We start from the raw sequence: 21,162 nt of genomic DNA, 5'->3' as shown, positions 1-21,162 counted from the left end.
AAGAGGTCAATCATGTCTAAACATCGTGGTGGTAAAGATGATTTTGCAGAGCATCCGGCAAAAGCCAAAGATGAGGTGAAAAAAAGGGGTAAAAAAAGCGGAGGTAATTTCACCAATAATCACAATGTTTCAGTCAATACAGGCCAGAACGGCGGTAAACAATAACATGGCGATGAAGACGAATGCGATTGTCTGGGCAAGGGAATGCCCCTGAAATAGTCCTTTCCTGTCGTACAGCCACTCCTTTCTTCCGTACGTTGTACTTACCTGCCGAGTTAATGCCAGCCATTTAAAAATCTTACGCATTGCGTGGGTGATGTCGGTATTCCCTATCACCAGCATGTTGTGGCGCCGACAATAGGTTTTGATACGCCATGCGGTTATGCGTTGCTTAATTATACGCCATGGTAAATGTAGCTTTGGTGTTGGTCTTTCCGACAGCAATGGGGACAACCTTCTGATAATTACGCCCGCCTGAGCGACTGCAGCGCGGCTAAACCAAGAAGACTCAAAAAACACAGGTCCGTTAATAAGCGAAACATCCTTTTCCCTTCACTCTTTTATCGTTAATCCGGCAAAAAAAACCGCCGCAAGCGGCAGGAACGTCGGGCACTGGAAGCAGAGGTTCATTCTTCAAAGAGTAACTTTTGCGATCTTTATTCAATTGGAGTTCAGGAACAAGAGTGATTGTAAATGGAGCACTTGTTGCGCCTGTTTCTTTAGATGAAACAGTAAAGAATTTTTCGGCATTAGCTTGCAAAGGCAATTCAAATGTCCACTGGCCTGTTTTATCTGAATTGACCTGACCAATCGGCTGTGCGTTTACCTGTATATTAACAATGCTGTTTGGCTCTGCTGTTCCCGTTAACCATGGGCGTAAAAACAATGTCGTGTCACACGATAATATAGCGTTCTTATCGGATAGCGCCGTGAAGCTGGATAGAATTTGCGGTATAAGACCACCAGCTATATTGTTGCTTGACTTACTGTTCATAACTTTCCTTTGATATCCAAGCCATTAAAAAAGCACCTGAATTATTACGAATAAACGCCCAAAAAAAAGGCAAGACTATTCTGCAATTAGGAAAGGTCGTTCCAGATCGCTCAAAAAGGTTAGACTGGCGCAATATTATTATTGATGAAACGCTTCGAATATTTTTCGCCAGCGTCATCCTTTTCACAATTTTTGTAGGCGTCGGTATTAAAAATACGATTTTATTTTAATGGCGCGTACTTTTTTTGACAATTTCCAGGAAATATCTCATCCGCGTTATGTTTATTCATGCTTCTCAGCATTAGTTCAGTTAGTTTCATCAAGAGAAAAGTTATCAGTTATGGCATCTATGGATGAATAAAAATTCAAAAAAATAGCCTGAGTCCGTTTAGTACCGAATTCAGGCCATGTTAACAAAAAGCTAAAATTTGCAGGAAGTTACGCTCACCGCAACGTGCAACCCCACTGATTTATTCCAGATGTTGCTTTAATTCAGAAGAGGCTTGGCTGATCGCGGTGCGCACTGTTGGTTCCTTACTCAATGCATTTAATAATCCATAATCGTGAATCATGCCATTATAACGCGTCACAGTAACGAGTACGCCAGCGGCATCAAGCTTACGGCCAAAGGCTTCACCTTCGTCACGTAATACATCCAACTCCGCTGTTTGAATCAACGTAGGCGGCAATCCTTTCAGCTGATCGGTAGTGGCACGCAACGGCGATGCCAAAATATTATTTCGATCAGTTTCTGACGTTGTGTAGCTGTCCCAAAACCATTTCATCATGTTTTTCGTTAGAAAATGGCCCTCTGCAAACTGTTCATAGGAAGCATCATCGAAGCGCGCATCAGTTACCGGCCAAAACATAACATCGTAGCGAATAGCCGGGGTTTTGAACTGCTTCGCCTGCAACGCGACAGCAGCGACCATGTTTCCACCAACGCTGTTACCGACCAGAGCCAGTCGCTTGCCATCAACTCCGATTTCAGCGCCATGCTCAGCTACCCATTTTGTTGCTTCATATGCCTGCGTAATCGCTACGGGGTAATGAGCTTCGGGTGATGGATCGTAATTCACAAACACCGCTGCTGCACCGGATTCATTCACTAAATCGCGCACCAGTCGTTCATGGGTTGGGAAATCACCCAGTACCCAACCGCCGCCGTGGAAGAACATAAATACGGGTAAGATACCTTTGATGTTGGCAGGTTTTACAATGGTCAGTTTCAGCGGTTTACCCAGCACATTAATTGTTTTCTCGGAAATCTCTGCGGGCGGTAAAACTACCCCTTCCTGGGCACCGGTTAATACGGCACGTGCGTCTTTGGGTGACAGTTGCTCAATTGGCTTACCGTTACCGCTGTTCAGCACCTTCAGAAAGGCCGCTACGCCAGCGGTGGGTTGGGGAATATTCTCAACAGGTGCGGCCCATGCATTCACGATCTGGCTTGCTAGAAGTAAAGCGCCGGCGGTCATTTTCATTTTCATTATTTTTCTCTCTAATTGTTTGCTATTAAGTAGTGCGCTATTTAGTTTCTCGATGGTGACACGCCGCTTCTAAGTTGTAAACTATTAAATAGCGCGCTATTTAATATTAACTCATTTTCCGCATCCTCTGCTCGTAGTTTCCTCTTGAGTATTTTCATGCTTTATTTTGTATAAATCATTTATATTCAGACAATTATATAAATTTTAGTTCTTCTCTAACGTATGTTTTAGACATGATAATGACATCGATAGGATTTACTTATATGCCGATAACAGTCGTTTTTTTATTCATACAAAGCGGCCAGACGAAGTGTCAGACAGATATTTTCTTATAAATCGCCTGAATATCTTCTTCTCTCAGCATCAGCCCGGCTGACAAATTCTGGTCATGTGATATACGTCAAAACCCGTGGTCGGATTATTCTTAATTGCAAGCTAATAAATAACGGAAGGTAATTTATTTTGAGCAAAATCAATTTTCCTCGTTAAACACTGAGGCAGGCTGAGTAACCTTGTTTAGCCTGACGGAGATAACCGGTTTGTTTATTCCTACTTCAACTGTCTGTCGTATGACTGGCATCCTTCCTGCAACGCTCACCAGTTGGCAGACAGCTTCACTCATTAAACCTCCTTGCTCAGAAGGCTACAGTGCGTCACAGGTTGCGCAAATCAGGGTCGTCCGCGCGCTCACGTCATCCGGTGACACGCTCAGTGAAATCTCTACATTGCTTAACGAGTCATGGCATTACCGCCCCAGCGGCTGGGAATTGCGTAGACAGGAATTTATTATTCACCTTCAGTATGGAACAGATGAAACGCGGTCACGTTACCTGTGGAAACTCTATACCCGCTACAGCCCGGGCGATGTTTTAGCCTTCATGCTTACGCCATTGGTTCGATGGCTTTGTAGCGGTAACAGGGAGGAATTGCGCGCCCGTTGTGTTACCTGTCTGCTCAGTCATGCGCTGCGGTTGATCAAAGCAAAACAGGGTTTAGAACATGTTAAGCCCGTGCTGAATATGGCGGAGCTTATCAAGCATTATTCCATCAGGACGACTCGTTGCCTCCGACACCTGAATTCTTGAAGACCGGTGTTGCTACGGCTCCGCATTGCACTCTCGCCTTTACGGTCAGTCTTATTCACCTATCCATAGCCGCTTTTGGGGGTGAAGCAAGAGCAGGGACGCTCACTCGCCTGGCAAAAACCGATTGATCACTCGTTCGCTATTTCATGAACCCGCTCACTTATAAACGACTCGGTCTGAATGCATTCTGTGCCTTAAGCCCCCCTTTTCTCTGCGAATAAATCCATCACTCGTTAAGCTCATCCATCAACGTGTTATCGTTTTCATTCATAAAACCGATTTTATTAACAAATCTACACTTTATTTATCGCTTACCCGCTCGCCCTGTTATCGTTTTCGCGGTAGATTTCTATTTCATTATCATTTTTATTCAGGTGTTAGGGAGTTTGGTCGATGCTGGTGGGTTTCAAAGCGCTTTCAAAACATTATGGGATTGAGCTGACTCAGCCTCTGCGTGTTGAGTCATCTATCGGCACAGTACGAAGCAGCCATGACAGTAATGACCGCGTAGAAAACAAATATCCGCCAAGTTATCGCCCTAATGACGATTTCTCCGGTCACTTTGAGTTTGGACTCAAATATGAAGAGATTCATCTGGAGTTCTTTGCCAGACTTTTTACCGCAACCGGTCCTGAACCCATCGAGATGTGGTGTCGGCGCGAGCCTTTTGGGCAATATGCTCGCCGAACGGGGTTCCTGTATGAATGGCTGACGGGCGTGACATTGAATGTGCCGGATGTGACAAATGGAGGCTATGTCGATGCTATTTCACCCAAAAAATATCTCACGCGAACCGCAGTAAAAAGAGCGAAACGCTGGCGCATCAATGACAATTTGCCGGGGTCAGCCGGTTTCTGCCCACTCGTTCGTCGTACACCCGCAGTAAAGACGGCGTTATCGTTTGATGTGACAGCCGCACTGGCCGATTTAGATAACATTTTCGGCGCGGATATCCTGATGCGCACAGCCAGTTGGCTCACCTTCAAAGAGTCCCGAGCCAGTTTTCTCATAGAGAAAGAAGCCGATCAGGCAGATCGTATACAGCGGTTTGCCCATGTTATTGCTCAATATTGTGGTCAGATTGACAATCCTCTAAGCGATACCAGCCTGCATGCCCTGCAAAAAGGAATACTCGGGCATGATGCACTGGGATTGGGTTTGCGGCGTTCGCCCGTTTTTGTTGGGCAAGCAACGATGCGTGAAGACATCGTCCATTACGTTGCCCCGCAGTTTGAAGATGTCCCGGAATTCATGAATGGACTTAAAGAATTTGAGCTGGCTACACGAGGTGCTGAGCCTCTGGCCCGCGCTGGCGTTATCGCCTTTGGCTTCGTTTACATTCATCCGATGCGCGATGGGAATGGCCGTATTCATCGTTTTTTAATTAACGATACCTTAATACGCGATCGCGCAGTGCCGGATGGCGTCATTCTGCCGGTCTCTGCCACCATCACCAGCTCACTGAATTTTCGCGTTGGGTATGATCGTACGCTTGAAGTTTTTTCGAAGCGATTGATGCGCAGATACGCAACCTCGTATCGTTTTGGTGAGATTATTCACTATGAAGACGGCACGCCGAGTAACTTCTATTTCACTGATTATGAGGATGCACGTTTCGCCTGGCGCTATCCCGATTTAACAGAACATGTGCTGTATACCGCCCGTGTGATTGAGCATACGGTGCGCACTGAAATGGCTGATGAAGCAAGAGTTCTGGTGATTTTCCAGAAGGCGCAAGAGCGACTCAAAGACGTGCTTGAAATGCCGGATCAGGATGCCAATCGCATCATCCGTTCATTGAAAGAAAACGGCTGGCGGCTATCCGGCAAACTGAAAAAGGATTATCCACAGCTTGAGGATATAACGCGCGCGCAACGCGTTGTGGATGCCGTGAGATCCGCTTTTGAGGATGATGACATTTAGCGTTAGAAGTGGCTTTTACGGACAAGCGGCTGTTTCAAATGAGAATGACGTTGAGACCATCTTAACCCCTAAAAAGCTGCCGCCTGGCAAAATCTGGCCAACAAAAGTGCATCGTTACTGCGCCTAACGTTTAGCATCTTCAGTATGCGTAGCGTGCGGGCTACATACTGTTGTTAGGCGCAATAGCTGGCCTCATACCGGCTTGATGTTCTGATTCATCCGAAAGAGATTCGTCGGGTCGTACTTATTCTTGAGCTCCACCAGTCGATTGTAGGTGGCTCCGTAAGCGAAAGAAATACGGTCGGTCTCCTCTTCGGTGAGGAAGTTGATGTAAGCACCACTGCTGGCAAACGGTTGTGATTTAGCGAAGAATTCGCGCGCCCAGGCGATGCAGTGTGCATCCTCGGCGGCGGTCTCCCAGCGACCGTGCACATTCATCACGTAATTGGCATCCCGGCTTGAGTAGGCCATTGCCTCGGGCGCTACGCTGGCTGTCTGGCCTCCTATTGTAGCGATGAATATCTCACACTGAGGTGACGGTAATCTGGCCGCGTATTCGATAATGGCATCGATAACACCGTCACTGATTTGCGAGAAGTTGTGAGACTTCCAGTAGTTGCGTGCCCCTTTTGACAAAAGCGGATCGAATGCCTGCTGCCAGGCGATATAAGGCTGCACGCCGATGTGCTCGCCGAGCACCGTGCCAAACCCGCGCAGCGGCTCGATAAGCTTCTCTCCCTCTTTAGGGTCGCCCACATAGCACAGAGCGAGCGCGATCATCTCTTTCCCGTGAAATGCCTCAGGCAGGAAAGGTAGCGGAGGTGCCTTGCGCGTGACCATCCAAACATTGAGCTCATCCGGCATCGTCTCGGTAAATCGGGCGAACTGCGAGATCACTTGCTTTGCCTGATCAAACGCAAAGACGATGAGCCCACTCAGTACGTTCGGCCCAACGGGATGGAGTTGGAATTCGAAGCGAGTAATAACACCGTAATTACCGCCGCCACCTCGAAGCCCCCAAAAGAGATCCGCGTTTTCTGAATCGCTGGCGTGCAGTTGACTGCCATCTGCCGTGACGACCTCTGCGGAAAGCAGATTGTCTACGGTCATACCGTACTTCCGACTCAGCCAGCCGAACCCGCCGCCGAGTGTCAGGCCGGCCACACCTGTAGTCGAATTGATGCCCAAGGGCGTGGCAAGCCCATGTTCCTGCACGACCTCATCAAACTCGTTAAGAGTACAGCCTGGCTCGACGCTGGCCCTTTTGGTGGTCAGGTCCACGTGTACTCCCTTCATCAGCGACAGGTCGATCATCAGGCCGTCGTCGCATACGGCATTACCTGCAATGTTGTGTCCACCTCCTCGGATCGAGATAAGAAGATTTTGCGTGCGCCCAAATTGGATGGCCTGAACGACATCCTCAGGTGATGTGCAGCGGGCGATCAGCGTGGGTTTGCGGTCGATCATGGCATTCCAGATCTGGCGCACTTCGTCGTAGTTTGCATCGTCAGGAAGAACCACCTCGCCCAAGAAATGCGTTTTGAATTCGTCGATATCTGCCTTTAGTAAAGCCTCCATGATTGTCTCCACCAATGTGTATTCCTACTAATTATGGCGGTTTTCCCAAATCCTGATGGTTTGAGGGGTATTAATTAGGGAGTTTATTTACGTTGGTTGTAATCAGGATCAGCACTGGACCACTTATCTGACTGAGGCTGCGCTGCGCGCGATGGGATATGAAACGCAAAAGGAGGTCTGCGGTGCGAAAGCGGGTCAACCCTATCCCTGAATCAGTGATCGCCCCCCGCTTTCGGCACTTATTTTCTTCGCTGCAATGTAATGCGGGTCAACTCTGATGGGCGCCCTAATCGCACCGCCACGCCTGGCCACAGCGCGGTTCCGTTGTTCACGTAGAGCTGCATGCCATCTACATTGTACAAACCCGAAACAAAACCCGCGTTGGGTTTAGCAAACAGCCGATCAAATCCGACAATCAAACCACCATGTGTATGGCCAGAGAGCTGTAAATCGACTTTCTGCAGCGCATTTTGCCGGGCATTACGTGGTTGGTGATCGAGCAGAATCACCGGCGCATTTTCCGGTGCACCTCTTAGCGCTTTCGTCAGGTCCGGGCCGATCGTATTTCTTCGCGATGCTGAAGCATCAGGCAGGCCGGCAATCACCAGCTCTGCGCCATCCCGTTTGATGATCGTGTGGCTGTTCAGCAACGGATGCAATCCCAGTGAAGCCAGATGATCGGTCCATCGTTCCTGCTCAAAGAAATATTCGTGATTCCCAGTGATGGCAAACACACCATCTGGCGCATTCAACCCACGCAGCGGCTCAACATCTGCTCTGCGGTTTTGCAAGGTGCCATCAATCACATCACCTGTAACAACGATTAGGTTCGCGTTAAGCGACATCGCCCTTTTCACCAGCGCCGTAGTCCATGTGGCATTAAAGAGCTTAGTAATGTGCAAATCGGTCAGCTGAAGCAACTGGTAACCTTCGAACGCAGCAGGAAGATTCTCGATTTCAATGGTCACATCTTTTACCGGAGGAACGCGTATCGCCTGATGAACGCTTATCGCGCCAAGCGCAATAGCAAATAGCGCTGCCAGGTAACGCACACCGGGCGCAATCTCCAGGGGATGTCGGAACAACAGCGACATCACCGTAACCGCATCAATCAGTAATTGCGTCATGGCGAGAAATAAAACCGCACTGAAGGCCCAGTTGAACAGAATGATCACCGTTCGGGGCATTTCAGGTGAAAAAATACCGCCCGCGGTAAATCGGCTTATCAAAAGATATTGTGAAGCCAGCAACACCAGCAAGGATAAGATAACTTTTAACACCAGCGGCATGGCTAATGGCAAAACAAAACGTGCGATAACATACCAGCTCGGTATGCTGAAAATCAGATGAAACATCACTCTCTTCCCTGGTTCAAATACGCGCATTCAGCGCAAAAAAATTAACCCGCATTTTTGGAGTTTGTGGTTGAAACGTTACAGAACGGACAAGGTTAAAGACCTGGATAGGCCTTCTGTCAGGGTTGCCATCAACCGCGCCGGGCGAACCTCCGTTCGCTGATCTGACGCTGTCGTTTGTACTGCGCCGCCTGCATGAGGAAATCACGGTATTCGTCGCAGGCACGCGCTGACGCACATCTCTTTCGCCAGCTCTGCCATTGAGCTCGCTATACATTTTTCTCCACATGGCTCATCCATGCCAGGGCTCAGCATAGCCAGAAACTGTTCCTATCAGGTGGCTTTTTATGCTGCTGCATTTTTAATGCTGCTTTCTGCAACCCTGCCTTGATTACACTGACATCCTGCGGGCAACGGGAATGATCACCCGTTCGGCGGCAGAACGAGAAATCCAGGCGCGACGCATGGTGTTTAATGTGATCATGAATAACCAAGATGACCACGCCAAAAGCTTCGCGTTTACGCTCAATCAGGCCGAAGAGTGGCAAGCTTCACCCGCCTATAGCCTTACCCTTCAAACGGGGCCGGACGTTCAACATCACTCTTCAGTAGCGGGCTACGGCAGTCAAATCAGTCGTGAGGCGCTCATTAAGGCTGCAAAAGCTGCAGATATTAGCGAAAAAACGCTGAACACAATCATTGAGGAAGTTTGCGACGTGGCGGCCTCGTTTGTGGCCACCGCCAATGCCTTGGGTGATGCGATTCCCGCGGCTGTGATTAAATCAACGGCTGCGAAAATTGAAGCCGCGATTAAGGCGCTCTAGCTAAGCTGTCACGTTGCTATCTCGACGTATATCTTCACTCGGCTTAACTGAAATAAGATGAAGAACTCTTAAAAATCAACTGAAAGGCAGGGATAAAACGCCTCTCAGTTGAGAGAGATTTTAAGACTGGATGAAGGCAAGTAAGTCAGCGTTAATCACATCTGCATGGGTAGTGTGCATCCCGTGAGGATAGCCGGGATAAATTTTAAGCGTGCCATTGGTTAACAACTCATCCTGGAGAACAGAGGCATTCTTATAAGGAACGACCTGATCGTCATCACCTTGCAGAATGAGCGTCGGAACGGTAATGGCCTTGAGATCATCAGTTTGATCGGTTTCTGAAAAAGCCTTAATCCCTTCGTAATGCGCTTTAGCACTGCCGTTTATACCCTGGCGCCACCAGTTCTGAATCGTTCCCAACGAGAGTTCTGCGCCACTTCGGTTAAACCCGTAAAAAGGTCCAGACGCAACATCGAGAAAGAACTGAGCGCGGTTAGCCGCGAGCGCACTGCGAAAGCCATCAAAAACGCCGATCGGCGTACCGCCGGGATTGTTCTCTGTCTTGACCATTAAGGGAGGAACCGCACTGATTAAAACCGCTTTCGCAACCCGACCTTGTGGCTGGCCATACTGCGCTACGTAGCGTGCAACTTCTCCGCCTCCGGTCGAGTGACCGATGTGAACCGTGTCTTTTAAATCCAGATGTTCAACAACGGCTGAAGCGTCAGCGGCGTAATGATCCATATCATGTCCATCACTCACTTGATCCGAGCGGCCATGCCCGCGACGATCAATAGCAATAACGCGGAAGCCTTTTTCCAGAAAAAATAACATCTGTGTATCCCAATCGTCTGCGCTTAACGGCCATCCATGATGAAAGACAATGGGTTTTGCATTCTTGGGGCCCCAGTCTTTAAAAAAGATATTTACGCCGTCTTGGGTCGTTACGAATGACATAGTGCGAACTCCTCAGTTGAACGAAGAAAAATCTATACGGATGCTTGGCTTTGCGTATGAGACAGGGGCGCGAGAAGTGGGGCTAAAACGTCAAGTGTTCAAAGAGATAGGCAGCGAATCTAAAAGGTGTTCATCACCTCCGTCGCTGTACGCATGAGATAAAAGGTAGTTTAGATATGAGTATCGATGATCATTGTTTGTGCGGTTTAGGACTAAAGAGCGGAGAGTCGGCGGGTTTGAGCCTGTGAAAAATAGACTATAAACAGTCAGTTAAGTATTATTAAGCCATTAGAATGATCGGGTATCGCCATAATAAAGCTGACGATACCCGACATCTTATTCACTCACGCGATAGCGATCCAACCAGTGTGCATAAGGCGCGGGTAATACCCACGATGCTTTCTCTTTTTTCAACGCGAGTGCGGCATTGTAGGCCCAATTTGGATTAGCAAGGTGCGCTCTGCCTACCATCACCAAGTCCAGTTCACCTTTTTCAATCGTTTGATTGGCGATAACCGGCGAATCAATACCCCAGGCAGAAGCAACCGGGATCTGAGCTTCTTTTCTCACACGCGCCGAGATCGGGGCGAGGAATGCGGGTCCCCACGGAATGTTTGCATCCGGTGTTGAGAATCCAATACTCACGCTGAGCAAATCCAAGCCGGCTGAACGTAATTGTTTAGTCAGCGCAATAGACTCCTCTAACGTTTCTTCGTCACGGCCATCAAATTCCAGCACACCAAAACGCGCGGTTAAGGGCAGATTTTCGGGCCAAATGTCACGCACGGCATTAAACGTTTCATTCAGAAAACGACTGCGGCCCGCAGCATCACCGCCATATTGATCGGTACGCTTATTAGCGTGAACAGAGAAGAAGCTCTGTGCCAGATAACCATGTGCAAAATGCAGCTCCAGCCATTCAAAACCAGCATCGCGCGCGCGCTTTGCAGCCAGCACAAAGTCATTACGCACTCGGGCGATATCATCCAGCGTCATCTCTGCAGGCACCTGCGGCAGGTTGTTGCCAAAAGCAACGGCCGAGGGAGCGATCGTATCCCAACCACGTCCATCTTCAGCCGCGATATGATCGTCACCTTCCCACGGTTTGTTGGCGCTGGCTTTACGTCCTGCATGGCCAATCTGAATGCCAGGCACCGCGCCTGCCGCTTTGATTTCACGTGCGATGTGGGCCAGTTCAGCGGCCTGCGCGTCATTCCAGATGCCGAGGCAAGCTGGCGTAATCCGCCCTTCTGGGGAAACAGCCGTAGCTTCGACGATAACTAAACCCGCACCGCCACGCGCAAGGCTGGTGTAGTGCACGCGATGCCAGTCATTAGCCACACCGTCTTCGGCGCTGTACTGGCACATCGGCGGAACGGCAATTCGATTGCGTAATGTGACATCTTTCAATGCAAACGGAGAGAATAACCCTGACATTCAAACCTCTTTATTAGTATCAATTTCAATAACAACTTTGCCGCTAAAGCTGCGATATTTCAGCGCGAGCAATTGCTCTGGCAATTTTTCTAACGAGAACGTTAGCACCGTCTCACCCAGTAGTTTGCCTTGGGCCAGCGCAATAAGCATTAGCTGAGCTTGCGGTGTTAAACTGTTGCCACTGTTCGGCATTCCCATGGATATGCAGGGTCGTTGATACCCTCTGGCTGATTCACCGGGCAGGATGGCCGCTTTCACGACATAGCGAAGAGGCCATTGTGTTTTTGCGTGAGCACGTTCAATGAATATTAATTTATATCGATAGTAAGCTTTAAAAACAGGCGGTGAATCTAACCCCCTCTCTATTCAGCCATTAGAGCTGAGTACAGGTTGTAATTATCTGCATCAAAACAGACTAAATTAACCCTTTCTATGTTGGCATTTTCACGCAAACAACGCGTAATCACCTCCAGAGCAATATTAGCGGCCCGCTCTTTGGGAAAATGATAAATTCCGGTGCTGATGTTTGGGAAAAAGACGGTTTTAATGTCATATTCATCGATAATTTTAAAACAATTTAAGTAGGCACTTCTCAACAGTTCATCTTCGCCGTGATGCCCATCTTGCCAGCGTGGCCCTACCGTATGAATGACATAATCAGCGGGTAAGTTACCGGCTTTTGTGATGACAGCATCCCCTACCTTACAGCCGCCCTGGCGGTTCCTTATTATCTGACACTCTGCCAAAATCGCTGGCCCCCCCACACGATGTATTGCCCCATCAACACCGCCGCCGCCCAATAACGACGAGTTAGCTGCATTCACAATAGCTTCAGCAGAGACTTTGGTTATATCGCCTTGTAACAAGGTTATTTTGCCCATTCCTTCCCCCCGCTCTTCAGACTTACAGAGTGCTTATCCACCTAAAACTGCCTGCTATGACGTTTTTCATTCAGCGTTGCTGACAACCTGCTGCTTTCTCTGCCGTCGGCATCGCTCGGAGCAATATTGCACGTCATCCCAACACGTTTCCCATTTCTTACGCCAGGTCATCGGTTTCTTGCAGCATTTGCAATAACGCACAGGTAACGCTTTTTTATTGCCTTTAAATTCGGTCATACCTGTCCCATCAATCTAGCGCTACATTTTTTAGTCTTTTTACGTCAATTCACTACCTCATTTTAGCTTACGGATTTGATAAGATCTGGCCGCGCAGATTAACTGAGGCAGCAAATGTACAGGGAAAGCGTGCGCACCCGTCGCGGATCTGGCGGTTGCCGAAATTTGATGATTAAGGTGCGTTGAATACCTGGATTTTTTCCGAAATAGTTAACCTTCGCGACATTCTGCGGAGGTATAACAATATTCTTTCTCCGTTACCGATCTAACAATTTTTGATTTAATCCATTCCGTCGGCTCTCTTTTACCGCTTCGTTTGTGTGAGTATATTTTCACTGTGAATCTGGGTGCCTCAAAAGGGAGTTTGAAGATCCTGACCTTGGCGGTCTGTGAAATTTTGCTCGCCACATAAGAGGGAATTGCCATCAGCAGTTCGCTTTCCGCAATAATGAAGGGAGCGCCAAGCATTGACGGGGTTTTAATGACAACTTTGCGTTTTAACCCCAACCGTTCAAGGTGTGAATCAAGCAGCCCCTGCTTTTCATTCCAGGGCGTAACGACTAAATGCCCGGCAGACAGATACTCGGCCAAATCCAGGCTGGAACGCTGCTCAGTGCTGATGACGACAAACTCGTCGCTGAATAAATCCGTTTCCTCCAAATCGGGATGATTAAGTCCGCCCGGCTCGCTGAAGCTAAGCGCCATATCAATCTCACCGGCGAGTAATTCATTGAGAGCCGGATTGTGGGGTAAATGGCAGAGCTCAAAACTCAGGTGTGGCGCTTCGTCTTTTAGCGCCTTCATTAGGCCGGGAAATAAGCAAAAGGCCGTGTAATCCGTAACGGCAATTTTAAAGCTGACGTCACTGGTTCGTGGGTTAAAGGGCTGAGCGGGACAAAGATGCTTATTAAGCGCCATGAGTGCTTCAGCAATGTAGGGCGCTAACTGGCAAGCATAGACGCTGGGACACATTTTATGACCGTCCCGATAAAACAGCGGGTCTTTAAGAAATTCCCGCAGTCTGGAAAGTGCATGACTTAGCGCGGACGTGCTCATAGAAAGCTCTATCGCGGCCAGCCTCACTGAGTTATGCCTGAAAACGGCGTCGAAAACCGGCAGAAGGTTTAAATCAAGTCTCCTCAGCACATGATGCATGAGATTCACCTTTCGTTGATTTTATTGCACTTATTTCATCGAACAATAACGATTATGCTGGTTAGCTTCAATCTTATTGAGAAAGCGATAACTTATGGGCGTGACTATTCGACAGGCGTATCCCGAAGATGCAGACATTATCTACAACATGATCGTTGAATTATCCATTTACGAGCAGGGTCTGCAGCAACCTCTAACAAACGCAGAGGAGATCAGGAATACGCTGTTTGGTTCCAATAGTAATACTGAAGCCTTCATTTGTGAGATTGACGGGATCACTGCCGGATATGCTGTGGTATCAACCAGCTATTCAGCCTGGCTGGGACGCAGTGGTTTATACATGGAAGATCTCTATTTCTCACCGAATTACCGCGGCTTAGGCGCAGGTAAAGCCCTGCTTCAGTTCATCGCACAGCAGGCGATAAAACGTCAATGTGGTCGTATTGAATGGAGTGTCCTGAACTGGGATCAGTCCGCTAAAGATTTCTATCTCAGCATTGATGCCCTACCCTTAAATGAATGGGTTCGTTATCGCCTTGATGGTGCAGCTTTACAGAAGTTTGCTGAAGCTGGCGCTAACTGAAGCCGCTGTCAGGCAAAACCCTCTTAACTGGCGTTCCGTTGCAAAGACTTACGGCAATGAGGGTGTAAACGAGAGGCCGGTGAATGATAACCGGCGTTAGAACGGGATAGGTTCGATGTTCACTCATAGGCATCATGAGTGAAAACATCATGCCAGCTCTGAGGCTGGCAGGGTTATTTACTTCAAATGCAAACGGATTTCTGAAGACGCCTGCTGTAGTGCTGTTCGTACCGTGGGTTCCTGACTCAACGCGTTAAGTAAGCCGTAGTCGTGGATCATCCCGTTATAGCGGGTCACGGTAACAGGGACACCCGCCGCATCAAGCTTACGTCCAAATGCTTCGCCTTCATCACGTAATACATCCAGTTCGGCTGTCTGAATCAGGGTTGGCGGTAAGCCTTTCAACTGCTCAGCGGTTGCCCGTAACGGAGAGGCAAAGATGTTATTACGATCTTTTTCGGAAGTGGTGTAGCTGTCCCAGAACCATTTCATCATATTGCGGCTAAGGAAATGTCCTTCAGCAAACTGCTGGTATGAAGCATCGTCAAAATTTGCATCAGTAACGGGCCAAAGCATAACGCTATAAAGGATGGCTGGCGTGTGATATTGCTTTGCCTGCAGCGCTACTGCCGCAACCATGTTACCGCCGACACTGTTTCCGACCAACGCCAGACGTGAACCATCAACACCAATTTCAGCGCCGTGCTCAGCAACCCATTTAGTCGCTTCATACGCCTGCGTAATGGCGACAGGATAATGCGCTTCTGGAGAAGGCGTATAATTTACAAATACCGCCGCCGCACCAGACTCATTGACCAGATCGCGCACTAAACGCTCGTGCGTCTGGTAATCACCCAGAACCCAGCCACCGCCATGGAAAAACATAAACACAGGCAGCGTCCCCGACGTGTTTTCAGGTTTCACTACGGTAAGCGTTAAGGGTTTGCCCAAGACATTGTTGACTTTTTCAGTTACCACAGCCGGGGGAAGTTTAACGCCTTTCTGGGCACCAATCAGCACGTCGCGCGCCGCTTTCGGTGAGAGCTGCTCAATAGGCTTACCGCCGCTGCTGTTCAGCACAGTTAGAAAACGTGCTACACCCGCAGTAGGTGCAGGTGTGTTATCTGCCGTTGCAGCATAAGCAGCCGAGATCTGAGCAGCCAGCAGCAAGGCGCCTACTTTCATTTTTATATTCATCATAATTCCCTGTCATTAATTGCAGTTAAATGTTGCGCTATATACGGTTGCCAGAAATCAGGTTATTAACTGATATATAACGCACCACTCAATGCGGGGATCTCAATTAAATTTCATTGGTATTGATAGATCACAAAAGCCTGTCGTCATAGAAGGCGTTCGGGATGCATTAATATGTTAATTACTGACATAAACGCGTGTTCGTTTCCGGCATGCAACATGGCCGGAATAAGTAAAATCCAGCGCTTGCACCGGTGAAATGCGTGTAAATAAAAGCGCAGAGAAAATACTGTAATGCTCTCTGCGCCTTATTCAGCGACAACTCACTTTGCAGAAAACTCGGTAAAAGCCGTTAACTGACGTGCCAGAAAAGCCCGCGTATTCTCATCTGTCAGCCTATTACCGCTGATTTTCACGCTGACATCACCAATGATTGCCTCAGGTTTATTCATTATGCGGGCATCGAAATAGCCCAGAATCTGCCGCAGATGTATCTGTGCTCTGACGCCGCCTAACTTCCCGGGTGAAGCTGACTGAATCAAAACCGGTTTACCTGCAATCGGTTGAGGGGATACGCGTGACAACCAATCCAGTGCATTCTTCAACACGCCTGGTATCGAATGGTTGTATTCGGGTGTAATGATGATAAGCCCATCGGCCTGGATAATACTCTCAGCCATGGCTAGCACTTCCTCGGGAAAACCCGCCGCTTCTGTATCGGAACTGTAATGCGGAAATTCACCGGGAGAACCGAGCGGCGTAAAAGAGACGCCCTCTGGAGCCAGCTCCGGCAAAGTATTGGCAATGATTGCGTTAACAGAGCCGGTACGCAAGCTGCAGGTCAGCGTGACAAATTTAAGGTCTGGCGTGTTCATGTTTGCCCTCAGGGTTTTCATATTCATGTTATGCAGGCTGGGTTATCAGAACTGATAGACAAGGCCAACGGCCAGGATGTCATCGGTTGATACGCCTGCCGCCTCGGAAAAATCACTTTTATCAATCAGGTTCAGCTTGTAATCCACGTACGCCAGCATGTTTTTGTTGAACAGATAGGAGCCGCCAAAATCGACAAACTTCACGAGATCCTGATTGCCATACGTTCTACCGTTACCGGCCATTCCCAGGTCTTTAGCGCGCGCCTGGTTATAAGCAATGAAGGGAACCCAGCCTGAGTCAAACGTATACTGCGCAAAGGCCTCAAATATGTCTGATTGATTGGCGTAGCCATACACGCCAGCATTTGCGCTAGAGCCAAAGCGTGAGGCGTTATACGCCTGCGTGTACATCACGCCCAGATAGACATTGTTCGCATCATATGTTAGCGCTGCAGAGTAGGCTTCTGCCCTGTCACCGCGCCCCATAATGCCGCTGCTGCCATTCTGCTCACGGGTACGATCGGAATTTGTGAAAGCACCCACGGCCTTAAACCCGTCGCCAAAAGCGTAAGAAACCGACATACCATATCCGTCACCGTTCTGACGCAACACGTCGCGAGCGCCAGGCTCACCGCCGCCGTCATTTTTCCCCTGATACTGCAGTGTGATGTCCAGACCATCGACTAAGCCGAAAAGATCGCTATTTCGGTAAGTGGCGAGGCTGTTTCCGCGGCGAAACATAAACTGATCGGTGTTATATGTCAGGGCATCAAATTCCGGCTGCATATCTGTCAGGCTCAGCGCGTCATAAAGCACGCCGGTGTTGCGGCCATAATCAAATGATCCGTAGCTGCCTACCTTAATACCGGCAAAGCCCAGACGGGTGAACATGGAGTTGCTGTCGCTCTCCGGCTGGTTAGCGTTGAACTGGCTCTGCCACTGGCCGTAGCCGGTGATCAGGTCTGAAATCTGGGTTTGGCCCTTAAATCCAATACGCATGTAGGACTGATCGCCATCCTGACTGGCGTCATCACTAAAATAATGCAACCCCGATACCAGACCATATAAGTCAAGCTTGTTGCCATCTTTATTATAGATTTCGGCCGCAGAGACATTCCCCGACAAAATGATGCAGGACGCCATAAGCGCCAAATATTTTATATCCATTAATTCCTCTTGGTGCGGCATAAACATTAAGTCTAAATATTTGCTTCGAATCTCAACTACCCCAGCGGATCATTTAATTTCTACCTAAAAAATTTATTTTCTTAATTCATTAAAAAACATTTGCTTCGATATCTGGCAAATATGATTCTCATGCAAATTTCGCGTGATCTCCCTGAACGCGACTTCCTGGCCTGAACACTCTTTTCTGAATATCGTCGGTGCAATCAGAAGATACTTTTTAAAAATTCGGCTAAAGTTTTGTTGACTGGTAAAGCCATTTTCAATGGCTATGTCGAGAATATCTCTATTAGTAAAGGCTACTGAAAAGGCTGCCCTGGAAATTCTTCGCAGCCGGATGTACTCAGCAAGGTTACACCCCATTTGCACTCTGAATACCCGCTGAAAATGCCAATGCCCATAGCCACTTCGTTGCGTGACCGTTTTCACCCGTATCGTTTCATCAGACAAATTATCTTCAATCCATGGAAGCAGGTCCCTGACCACGGTATCCACAATTTTACTGCGTACCGTAATCATCTTCTCGCCAGGATGAGTCATGTTCACATCGATTTCCCGTTCGGTTAACTCGATATAAAGTGCGCTTAGCGCAATGACTGAGCGAACTTAAGGTGGATAAATTATCAGGTCTGCTTTAAGCAAAAGGAAGTTATACAAAGGGATAGGTATACAAACAGATAGTTATACGAAGAGATAATTGAAAAAGCCGCTGACAGTAGAACTTAACTTTTATGCGGCCTTGTTCTTTATAAATGGCTGTGAAGTATGACATACCCTAAATATTCAACCTGGCGGTTGACTGTCTGAGCAAAACCCGTCTATCGATAAAATTTTTACTGACAATGAAGGTTCAAATATTTTGATTTACTTCACCACAAAACAGCTATTTTAACCGGAACCTTATCGACCTACTATTCATCCCATCGAGACAAATCGTCTCATAAACTGAAAATCTCAATAAGGAACCGACCATGAATATCGTCAAAAACATTGTTGCTTTAGCTGCTCTTTCTTTGTTCTCTTTCTCAGGTTTTGCGCAGAGCGTGACTGCAAGCGCCTCGACGCTTGATAGTGCTGAAGCTAAAATTGCGCTTCAGGCCAAGCAAGCGGGCACTTCATATAAGATCACCAGCGCACGCTTTACAAACGGTGCTTATATCTCAGCAGAGCTGGTTAAGTGATGAAAAGGGCCGCAGCTAAAGCATTAAGCCTGCGGCCGTATTCAATGGAGAGAATAAGATGAATATGCTCAAAAATTGTGTTGTGCTGCTCTTTGTCGCCCTTTACTTAATCACATTAAAAAAATGCAGCCGTCCGGGCGAACAAAACCGTATTTCTGGCAGAACGGTTAACACGCTATCGAATCACTCATAAGCCCATAAGCTGTTGAGATAATTTGAAAGGAACGTCTAAAATAGATAGCGCGACGCTGACAGGATATTTATCATTATTTATCCAGACACAAATAATAATGATAAATATCATCAAGCCAAGCGTATTAACTGATTATAACGCGGCCAATTTAGTCAGATAATATTTAATTTAAATAGAATTAATTAATAAAACCTCCCGCGAAACACGCCGGGAGGGTTACGTTAACGCGCTTACGCTATATTCAACGGAAGCGTAAACCAGAACAGACTCCCTCCGTCCTGCCGGTTTTCAGCACAAAGTACCCCGCCGTGTCGTTTGATAATTTCATTGCAGATGGTGAGCCCCATTCCCATCCCTTCCGCTTTGGTGGTATAGAAAGAGTCGAAAATTTTACCGATAACCTCTTCTGCCAGACCTGTACCGTTATCTGCGACTTCAATCTTAATAAGGTTATCAGCGGGATGGGAGGAAGCGAGTCGCAGAATACGTGCGCCCTGATTATCAGTCATTGCTTCAATAGCATTGATAACCAGGTTAAGGAGAACCTGCTGTATCTGTACGCTCTCGCAAAATATCTCATCCAGTTCCGCTTTAAAATCCAGCTCCAGCGCAACGTGTCGACGCTCAAGTTCAAGACGCGATAGGGTTAAAATATCACGTGCTAGCAGATGAAGCCTGGCGGGGGCAAATTCAGAGACGTTATTACGGGTGAGCGCCTGCAACCCACGAATGATCTCCCCCGCCCGGCGACCTTCCTTGATAATCTCTTCCAGACTCTGACTGGCATTCTCGAGTTGCGAAGGTTCACGTTTCAGCCAGCGTAGGCTGGCACCGGCATTGGCCACGATAGACATCAGCGGCTGATTGATCTCATGTGCGATAGAGGATGTTAGCTGCCCGACAGTCGTGGCGCGCGCGACGCGGGCAAGTTCAGCCTGAGCAATCCTGACAGCATCCTCAGAGTGGCGTTGCGCCGTGATGTCCGTCAGCGTGCCAAAATATTCCGCCACTTCTGGCCAGTTTTCGACGGGCTCGCCAATGCCTTTAATGTACCGGCATTCACCATCATCCCGAATGATGCGGAATTCAGCCTTCATGCTGACACCATCACGAACACTCGTTTCTATCAGCGCTTTAAGACAGTGAATATCATCTGGGTGAACACGACTCTGGAATTCAACCATTGACGTGCTGCTCTGTTCGGGGGGCAGGCCCATAATGCGTTTATATTCATCTGAAATCAGCTGTATGTCTGGATCCAGAAGCCAATGCCACGTGCCGGTATTACTTATTTTTTCACCGAGCATCAGCGAGGTCTGGCTGGCGCGAAGCTGTTTTTCAATTTTCCGACGCTGGATGTTTTCATCCACCAGCTCGGCGTACAAACGAGCAGTCTCAAGTGAAACAGCGGCCTGCGCGCCCAGCATCGACACTATCCTTGAATGTTCGGCGGTAAATACGTCCGGCATCAAACGATTCTCCAGATAAAGCACCCCGACCATTTGTGCTTGCCTGAACATCGGCACGCACATGACCGCAGCACCAGATGCGACCAGATAGTTGTCCTGACTGAACGGGCTGAACACTTCCGGTTTGCCCGTGCGGATTTCCTGCCCGGTGCGAATGACTGCAGATAATATTGAAAGCGGAAGATCCGTAGAGACCGGCAGCTCTTTGACGATTTTCACCCGAATCCCGTCAACAGTCGTGGTGGCCCTGGCCTGAATTTCTGGTACATCGCCGTCAGTCAGGCGGATAAGCAAGCAGTGCTGCGCCCCGGCTCTTTCAACCAGCATCACCATAAGGATATGAATCAGGCGATCCAGATTGATCTCTTCTGTCAGCGCACGCATAGCCGTTACCATGCTCTGCAAATCGCTGATAACCGCGCTTTGCTCAAAGGTCACTGTGTTGAGCGCCGTCTGTGGGTTCGGATTAGCCAGATTAGGATATAAGCTTTCAAGCTGGCGCACCTTCGCGCCAGCCCCCCAGCGTTCCCATGCTGACAGCGCACCCTTAATGTAGGCATCTC

21 protein-coding genes are annotated in these 21,162 nt (G+C 48.3%); 6 read left to right on the top strand and 15 right to left on the bottom strand.

The genetic code is table 11. The features are described from left to right. Positions 1 to 12: 12 nt before the first annotated feature. Positions 13 to 165 (top strand): stress-induced protein, encoded by a 153-nt coding sequence (locus ACF2G4_RS22115; RefSeq protein WP_243079460.1) that lies wholly within the window; start codon positions 13 to 15, stop codon positions 163 to 165. Between the two features lie 361 nt (positions 166 to 526). Here ACF2G4_RS22115 and ACF2G4_RS22110 read toward each other — a convergent pair whose 3' ends face one another. Both ACF2G4_RS22110 and ACF2G4_RS22105 read right to left on the bottom strand, forming a co-directional pair. Beyond that, on the bottom strand, positions 527 to 994 hold the full coding sequence (locus tag ACF2G4_RS22110) for an Ig-like domain-containing protein (RefSeq protein ID WP_409076291.1): 468 nt from the start codon (positions 992 to 994) through the stop codon (positions 527 to 529). 470 nt (positions 995 to 1,464) lie between these two features. After that, positions 1,465 to 2,484: an alpha/beta hydrolase gene (locus ACF2G4_RS22105; RefSeq protein WP_409076290.1), complete on the bottom strand. Its 1,020-nt coding sequence runs from the start codon at positions 2,482 to 2,484 to the stop codon at positions 1,465 to 1,467. A 512-nt stretch (positions 2,485 to 2,996) separates the two neighbouring features. On the opposite strand from ACF2G4_RS22105, the gene ACF2G4_RS22100 reads away from it, so the two are divergent. Beyond that, positions 2,997 to 3,569, top strand: coding sequence for a MerR family transcriptional regulator (locus ACF2G4_RS22100; protein ID WP_409076289.1), 573 nt, complete (start codon positions 2,997 to 2,999; stop codon positions 3,567 to 3,569). Positions 3,570 to 3,962: 393 nt separating this feature from the next. Beyond that, entirely contained in the window at positions 3,963 to 5,492 is a 1,530-nt protein-coding gene (locus ACF2G4_RS22095; protein WP_409076288.1) for a Fic family protein, read from the top strand. 192 nt (positions 5,493 to 5,684) lie between these two features. Here the strand turns inward: ACF2G4_RS22095 and ACF2G4_RS22090 are convergent, their stop codons facing one another. Beyond that, on the bottom strand, positions 5,685 to 7,070 hold the full coding sequence (locus ACF2G4_RS22090; RefSeq protein ID WP_243079455.1) for an FAD-binding oxidoreductase: 1,386 nt from the start codon (positions 7,068 to 7,070) through the stop codon (positions 5,685 to 5,687). Between the two features lie 239 nt (positions 7,071 to 7,309). Beyond that, positions 7,310 to 8,425, bottom strand: coding sequence for a metallophosphoesterase (locus ACF2G4_RS22085; RefSeq protein WP_409076287.1), 1,116 nt, complete (start codon positions 8,423 to 8,425; stop codon positions 7,310 to 7,312). 374 nt (positions 8,426 to 8,799) lie between these two features. On the opposite strand from ACF2G4_RS22085, the gene ACF2G4_RS22080 reads away from it, so the two are divergent. Beyond that, positions 8,800 to 9,249 (top strand): HipA domain-containing protein, encoded by a 450-nt coding sequence (locus tag ACF2G4_RS22080; RefSeq protein ID WP_409076462.1) that lies wholly within the window; start codon positions 8,800 to 8,802, stop codon positions 9,247 to 9,249. A gap of 120 nt (positions 9,250 to 9,369) precedes the next feature. On the opposite strand, the gene ACF2G4_RS22075 is transcribed toward ACF2G4_RS22080, so the two are convergent. From ACF2G4_RS22075 to ACF2G4_RS22050, 6 genes are all read right to left on the bottom strand, one after another. After that, positions 9,370 to 10,206: an alpha/beta fold hydrolase gene (locus ACF2G4_RS22075; RefSeq protein WP_409076286.1), complete on the bottom strand. Its 837-nt coding sequence runs from the start codon at positions 10,204 to 10,206 to the stop codon at positions 9,370 to 9,372. A 336-nt stretch (positions 10,207 to 10,542) separates the two neighbouring features. Beyond that, positions 10,543 to 11,643 carry an NADH:flavin oxidoreductase/NADH oxidase gene (locus tag ACF2G4_RS22070; RefSeq protein ID WP_409076285.1) on the bottom strand — a complete coding sequence of 367 codons (1,101 nt, stop codon included), beginning with the start codon at positions 11,641 to 11,643 and terminating at the stop codon, positions 10,543 to 10,545. After that, the gene (locus ACF2G4_RS22065) at positions 11,644 to 11,793 is read right to left on the bottom strand and encodes a hypothetical protein (RefSeq protein WP_243079450.1); all 150 of its coding nucleotides are present in this window, start codon (positions 11,791 to 11,793) and stop codon (positions 11,644 to 11,646) included. A gap of 212 nt (positions 11,794 to 12,005) precedes the next feature. Then, positions 12,006 to 12,524, bottom strand: a complete 519-nt coding sequence (locus ACF2G4_RS22060) for an O-acetyl-ADP-ribose deacetylase (protein WP_409076284.1) — start codon at positions 12,522 to 12,524, stop codon at positions 12,006 to 12,008. Between the two features lie 66 nt (positions 12,525 to 12,590). After that, complete coding sequence (locus ACF2G4_RS22055; protein WP_409076283.1) at positions 12,591 to 12,761, bottom strand: DUF2256 domain-containing protein; 171 nt, start codon at positions 12,759 to 12,761, stop codon at positions 12,591 to 12,593. A 210-nt stretch (positions 12,762 to 12,971) separates the two neighbouring features. Continuing rightward, positions 12,972 to 13,916 (bottom strand): LysR family transcriptional regulator, encoded by a 945-nt coding sequence (locus ACF2G4_RS22050; protein ID WP_409076282.1) that lies wholly within the window; start codon positions 13,914 to 13,916, stop codon positions 12,972 to 12,974. A 94-nt stretch (positions 13,917 to 14,010) separates the two neighbouring features. On the opposite strand from ACF2G4_RS22050, the gene ACF2G4_RS22045 reads away from it, so the two are divergent. Beyond that, positions 14,011 to 14,499: a GNAT family N-acetyltransferase gene (locus ACF2G4_RS22045; RefSeq protein WP_243079446.1), complete on the top strand. Its 489-nt coding sequence runs from the start codon at positions 14,011 to 14,013 to the stop codon at positions 14,497 to 14,499. Positions 14,500 to 14,676: 177 nt separating this feature from the next. Here ACF2G4_RS22045 and ACF2G4_RS22040 read toward each other — a convergent pair whose 3' ends face one another. The 4 genes from ACF2G4_RS22040 to ACF2G4_RS22025 all read right to left on the bottom strand — a co-directional run bounded on the left by ACF2G4_RS22040 (position 14,677) and on the right by ACF2G4_RS22025 (position 18,296). Further along, positions 14,677 to 15,684, bottom strand: a complete 1,008-nt coding sequence (locus ACF2G4_RS22040; RefSeq protein ID WP_409076461.1) for an alpha/beta hydrolase — start codon at positions 15,682 to 15,684, stop codon at positions 14,677 to 14,679. A gap of 335 nt (positions 15,685 to 16,019) precedes the next feature. Continuing rightward, the gene (locus ACF2G4_RS22035) at positions 16,020 to 16,571 is read right to left on the bottom strand and encodes an NADPH-dependent FMN reductase (protein WP_409076281.1); all 552 of its coding nucleotides are present in this window, start codon (positions 16,569 to 16,571) and stop codon (positions 16,020 to 16,022) included. A 45-nt stretch (positions 16,572 to 16,616) separates the two neighbouring features. After that, complete coding sequence (gene ompC / locus ACF2G4_RS22030; RefSeq protein ID WP_409076280.1) at positions 16,617 to 17,738, bottom strand: porin OmpC; 1,122 nt, start codon at positions 17,736 to 17,738, stop codon at positions 16,617 to 16,619. 93 nt (positions 17,739 to 17,831) lie between these two features. Continuing rightward, on the bottom strand, positions 17,832 to 18,296 hold the full coding sequence (locus ACF2G4_RS22025; RefSeq protein WP_252515122.1) for a helix-turn-helix domain-containing protein: 465 nt from the start codon (positions 18,294 to 18,296) through the stop codon (positions 17,832 to 17,834). Positions 18,297 to 18,727: 431 nt separating this feature from the next. Between ACF2G4_RS22025 and ACF2G4_RS22020 the strand changes: the two genes are divergently transcribed. Then, positions 18,728 to 18,937 (top strand): DUF1471 domain-containing protein, encoded by a 210-nt coding sequence (locus ACF2G4_RS22020; RefSeq protein ID WP_215844840.1) that lies wholly within the window; start codon positions 18,728 to 18,730, stop codon positions 18,935 to 18,937. 423 nt (positions 18,938 to 19,360) lie between these two features. Here the strand turns inward: ACF2G4_RS22020 and ACF2G4_RS22015 are convergent, their stop codons facing one another. Next, positions 19,361 to 20,983 (bottom strand): ATP-binding protein, encoded by a 1,623-nt coding sequence (locus ACF2G4_RS22015; RefSeq protein ID WP_409076460.1) that lies wholly within the window; start codon positions 20,981 to 20,983, stop codon positions 19,361 to 19,363. Between the last annotated feature and the right edge of the window lie 179 nt (positions 20,984 to 21,162).

Source organism: Pantoea phytostimulans (assembly GCF_046118715.1).
In the GTDB taxonomy this organism is placed as follows: Bacteria; Pseudomonadota; Gammaproteobacteria; order Enterobacterales; family Enterobacteriaceae; genus Pantoea; species Pantoea phytostimulans.
Note: the sequence above shows the minus strand (reverse complement) of the source record. Positions and strands in the feature narration are given on the sequence as shown.

Excerpts from the sequence above, each read along its gene's own strand:
- ACF2G4_RS22115 (WP_243079460.1), top strand. The coding sequence starts at position 13 with ATGTCTAAACATCGTGGTGGTAAAGATGATTTTGCAGAGCATCCGGCA.
- ACF2G4_RS22110 (WP_409076291.1), bottom strand. The coding sequence starts at position 994 with ATGAACAGTAAGTCAAGCAACAATATAGCTGGTGGTCTTATACCGCAA.
- ACF2G4_RS22105 (WP_409076290.1), bottom strand. The coding sequence starts at position 2,484 with ATGAAAATGAAAATGACCGCCGGCGCTTTACTTCTAGCAAGCCAGATC.
- ACF2G4_RS22095 (WP_409076288.1), top strand. The coding sequence starts at position 3,963 with ATGCTGGTGGGTTTCAAAGCGCTTTCAAAACATTATGGGATTGAGCTG.
- ACF2G4_RS22090 (WP_243079455.1), bottom strand. The coding sequence starts at position 7,070 with ATGGAGGCTTTACTAAAGGCAGATATCGACGAATTCAAAACGCATTTC.
- ACF2G4_RS22085 (WP_409076287.1), bottom strand. The coding sequence starts at position 8,425 with ATGTTTCATCTGATTTTCAGCATACCGAGCTGGTATGTTATCGCACGT.
- ACF2G4_RS22075 (WP_409076286.1), bottom strand. The coding sequence starts at position 10,206 with ATGTCATTCGTAACGACCCAAGACGGCGTAAATATCTTTTTTAAAGAC.
- ACF2G4_RS22070 (WP_409076285.1), bottom strand. The coding sequence starts at position 11,643 with ATGTCAGGGTTATTCTCTCCGTTTGCATTGAAAGATGTCACATTACGC.
- ACF2G4_RS22065 (WP_243079450.1), bottom strand. The coding sequence starts at position 11,793 with ATGCTTATTGCGCTGGCCCAAGGCAAACTACTGGGTGAGACGGTGCTA.
- ACF2G4_RS22060 (WP_409076284.1), bottom strand. The coding sequence starts at position 12,524 with ATGGGCAAAATAACCTTGTTACAAGGCGATATAACCAAAGTCTCTGCT.
- ACF2G4_RS22055 (WP_409076283.1), bottom strand. The coding sequence starts at position 12,761 with ATGACCGAATTTAAAGGCAATAAAAAAGCGTTACCTGTGCGTTATTGC.
- ACF2G4_RS22050 (WP_409076282.1), bottom strand. The coding sequence starts at position 13,916 with ATGCATCATGTGCTGAGGAGACTTGATTTAAACCTTCTGCCGGTTTTC.
- ACF2G4_RS22045 (WP_243079446.1), top strand. The coding sequence starts at position 14,011 with ATGGGCGTGACTATTCGACAGGCGTATCCCGAAGATGCAGACATTATC.
- ACF2G4_RS22040 (WP_409076461.1), bottom strand. The coding sequence starts at position 15,684 with ATGAAAGTAGGCGCCTTGCTGCTGGCTGCTCAGATCTCGGCTGCTTAT.
- ACF2G4_RS22035 (WP_409076281.1), bottom strand. The coding sequence starts at position 16,571 with ATGAACACGCCAGACCTTAAATTTGTCACGCTGACCTGCAGCTTGCGT.
- ompC (WP_409076280.1), bottom strand. The coding sequence starts at position 17,738 with ATGGATATAAAATATTTGGCGCTTATGGCGTCCTGCATCATTTTGTCG.
- ACF2G4_RS22025 (WP_252515122.1), bottom strand. The coding sequence starts at position 18,296 with ATGACTCATCCTGGCGAGAAGATGATTACGGTACGCAGTAAAATTGTG.
- ACF2G4_RS22020 (WP_215844840.1), top strand. The coding sequence starts at position 18,728 with ATGAATATCGTCAAAAACATTGTTGCTTTAGCTGCTCTTTCTTTGTTC.
- ACF2G4_RS22015 (WP_409076460.1), bottom strand. The coding sequence starts at position 20,983 with ATGCGTGCGCTGACAGAAGAGATCAATCTGGATCGCCTGATTCATATC.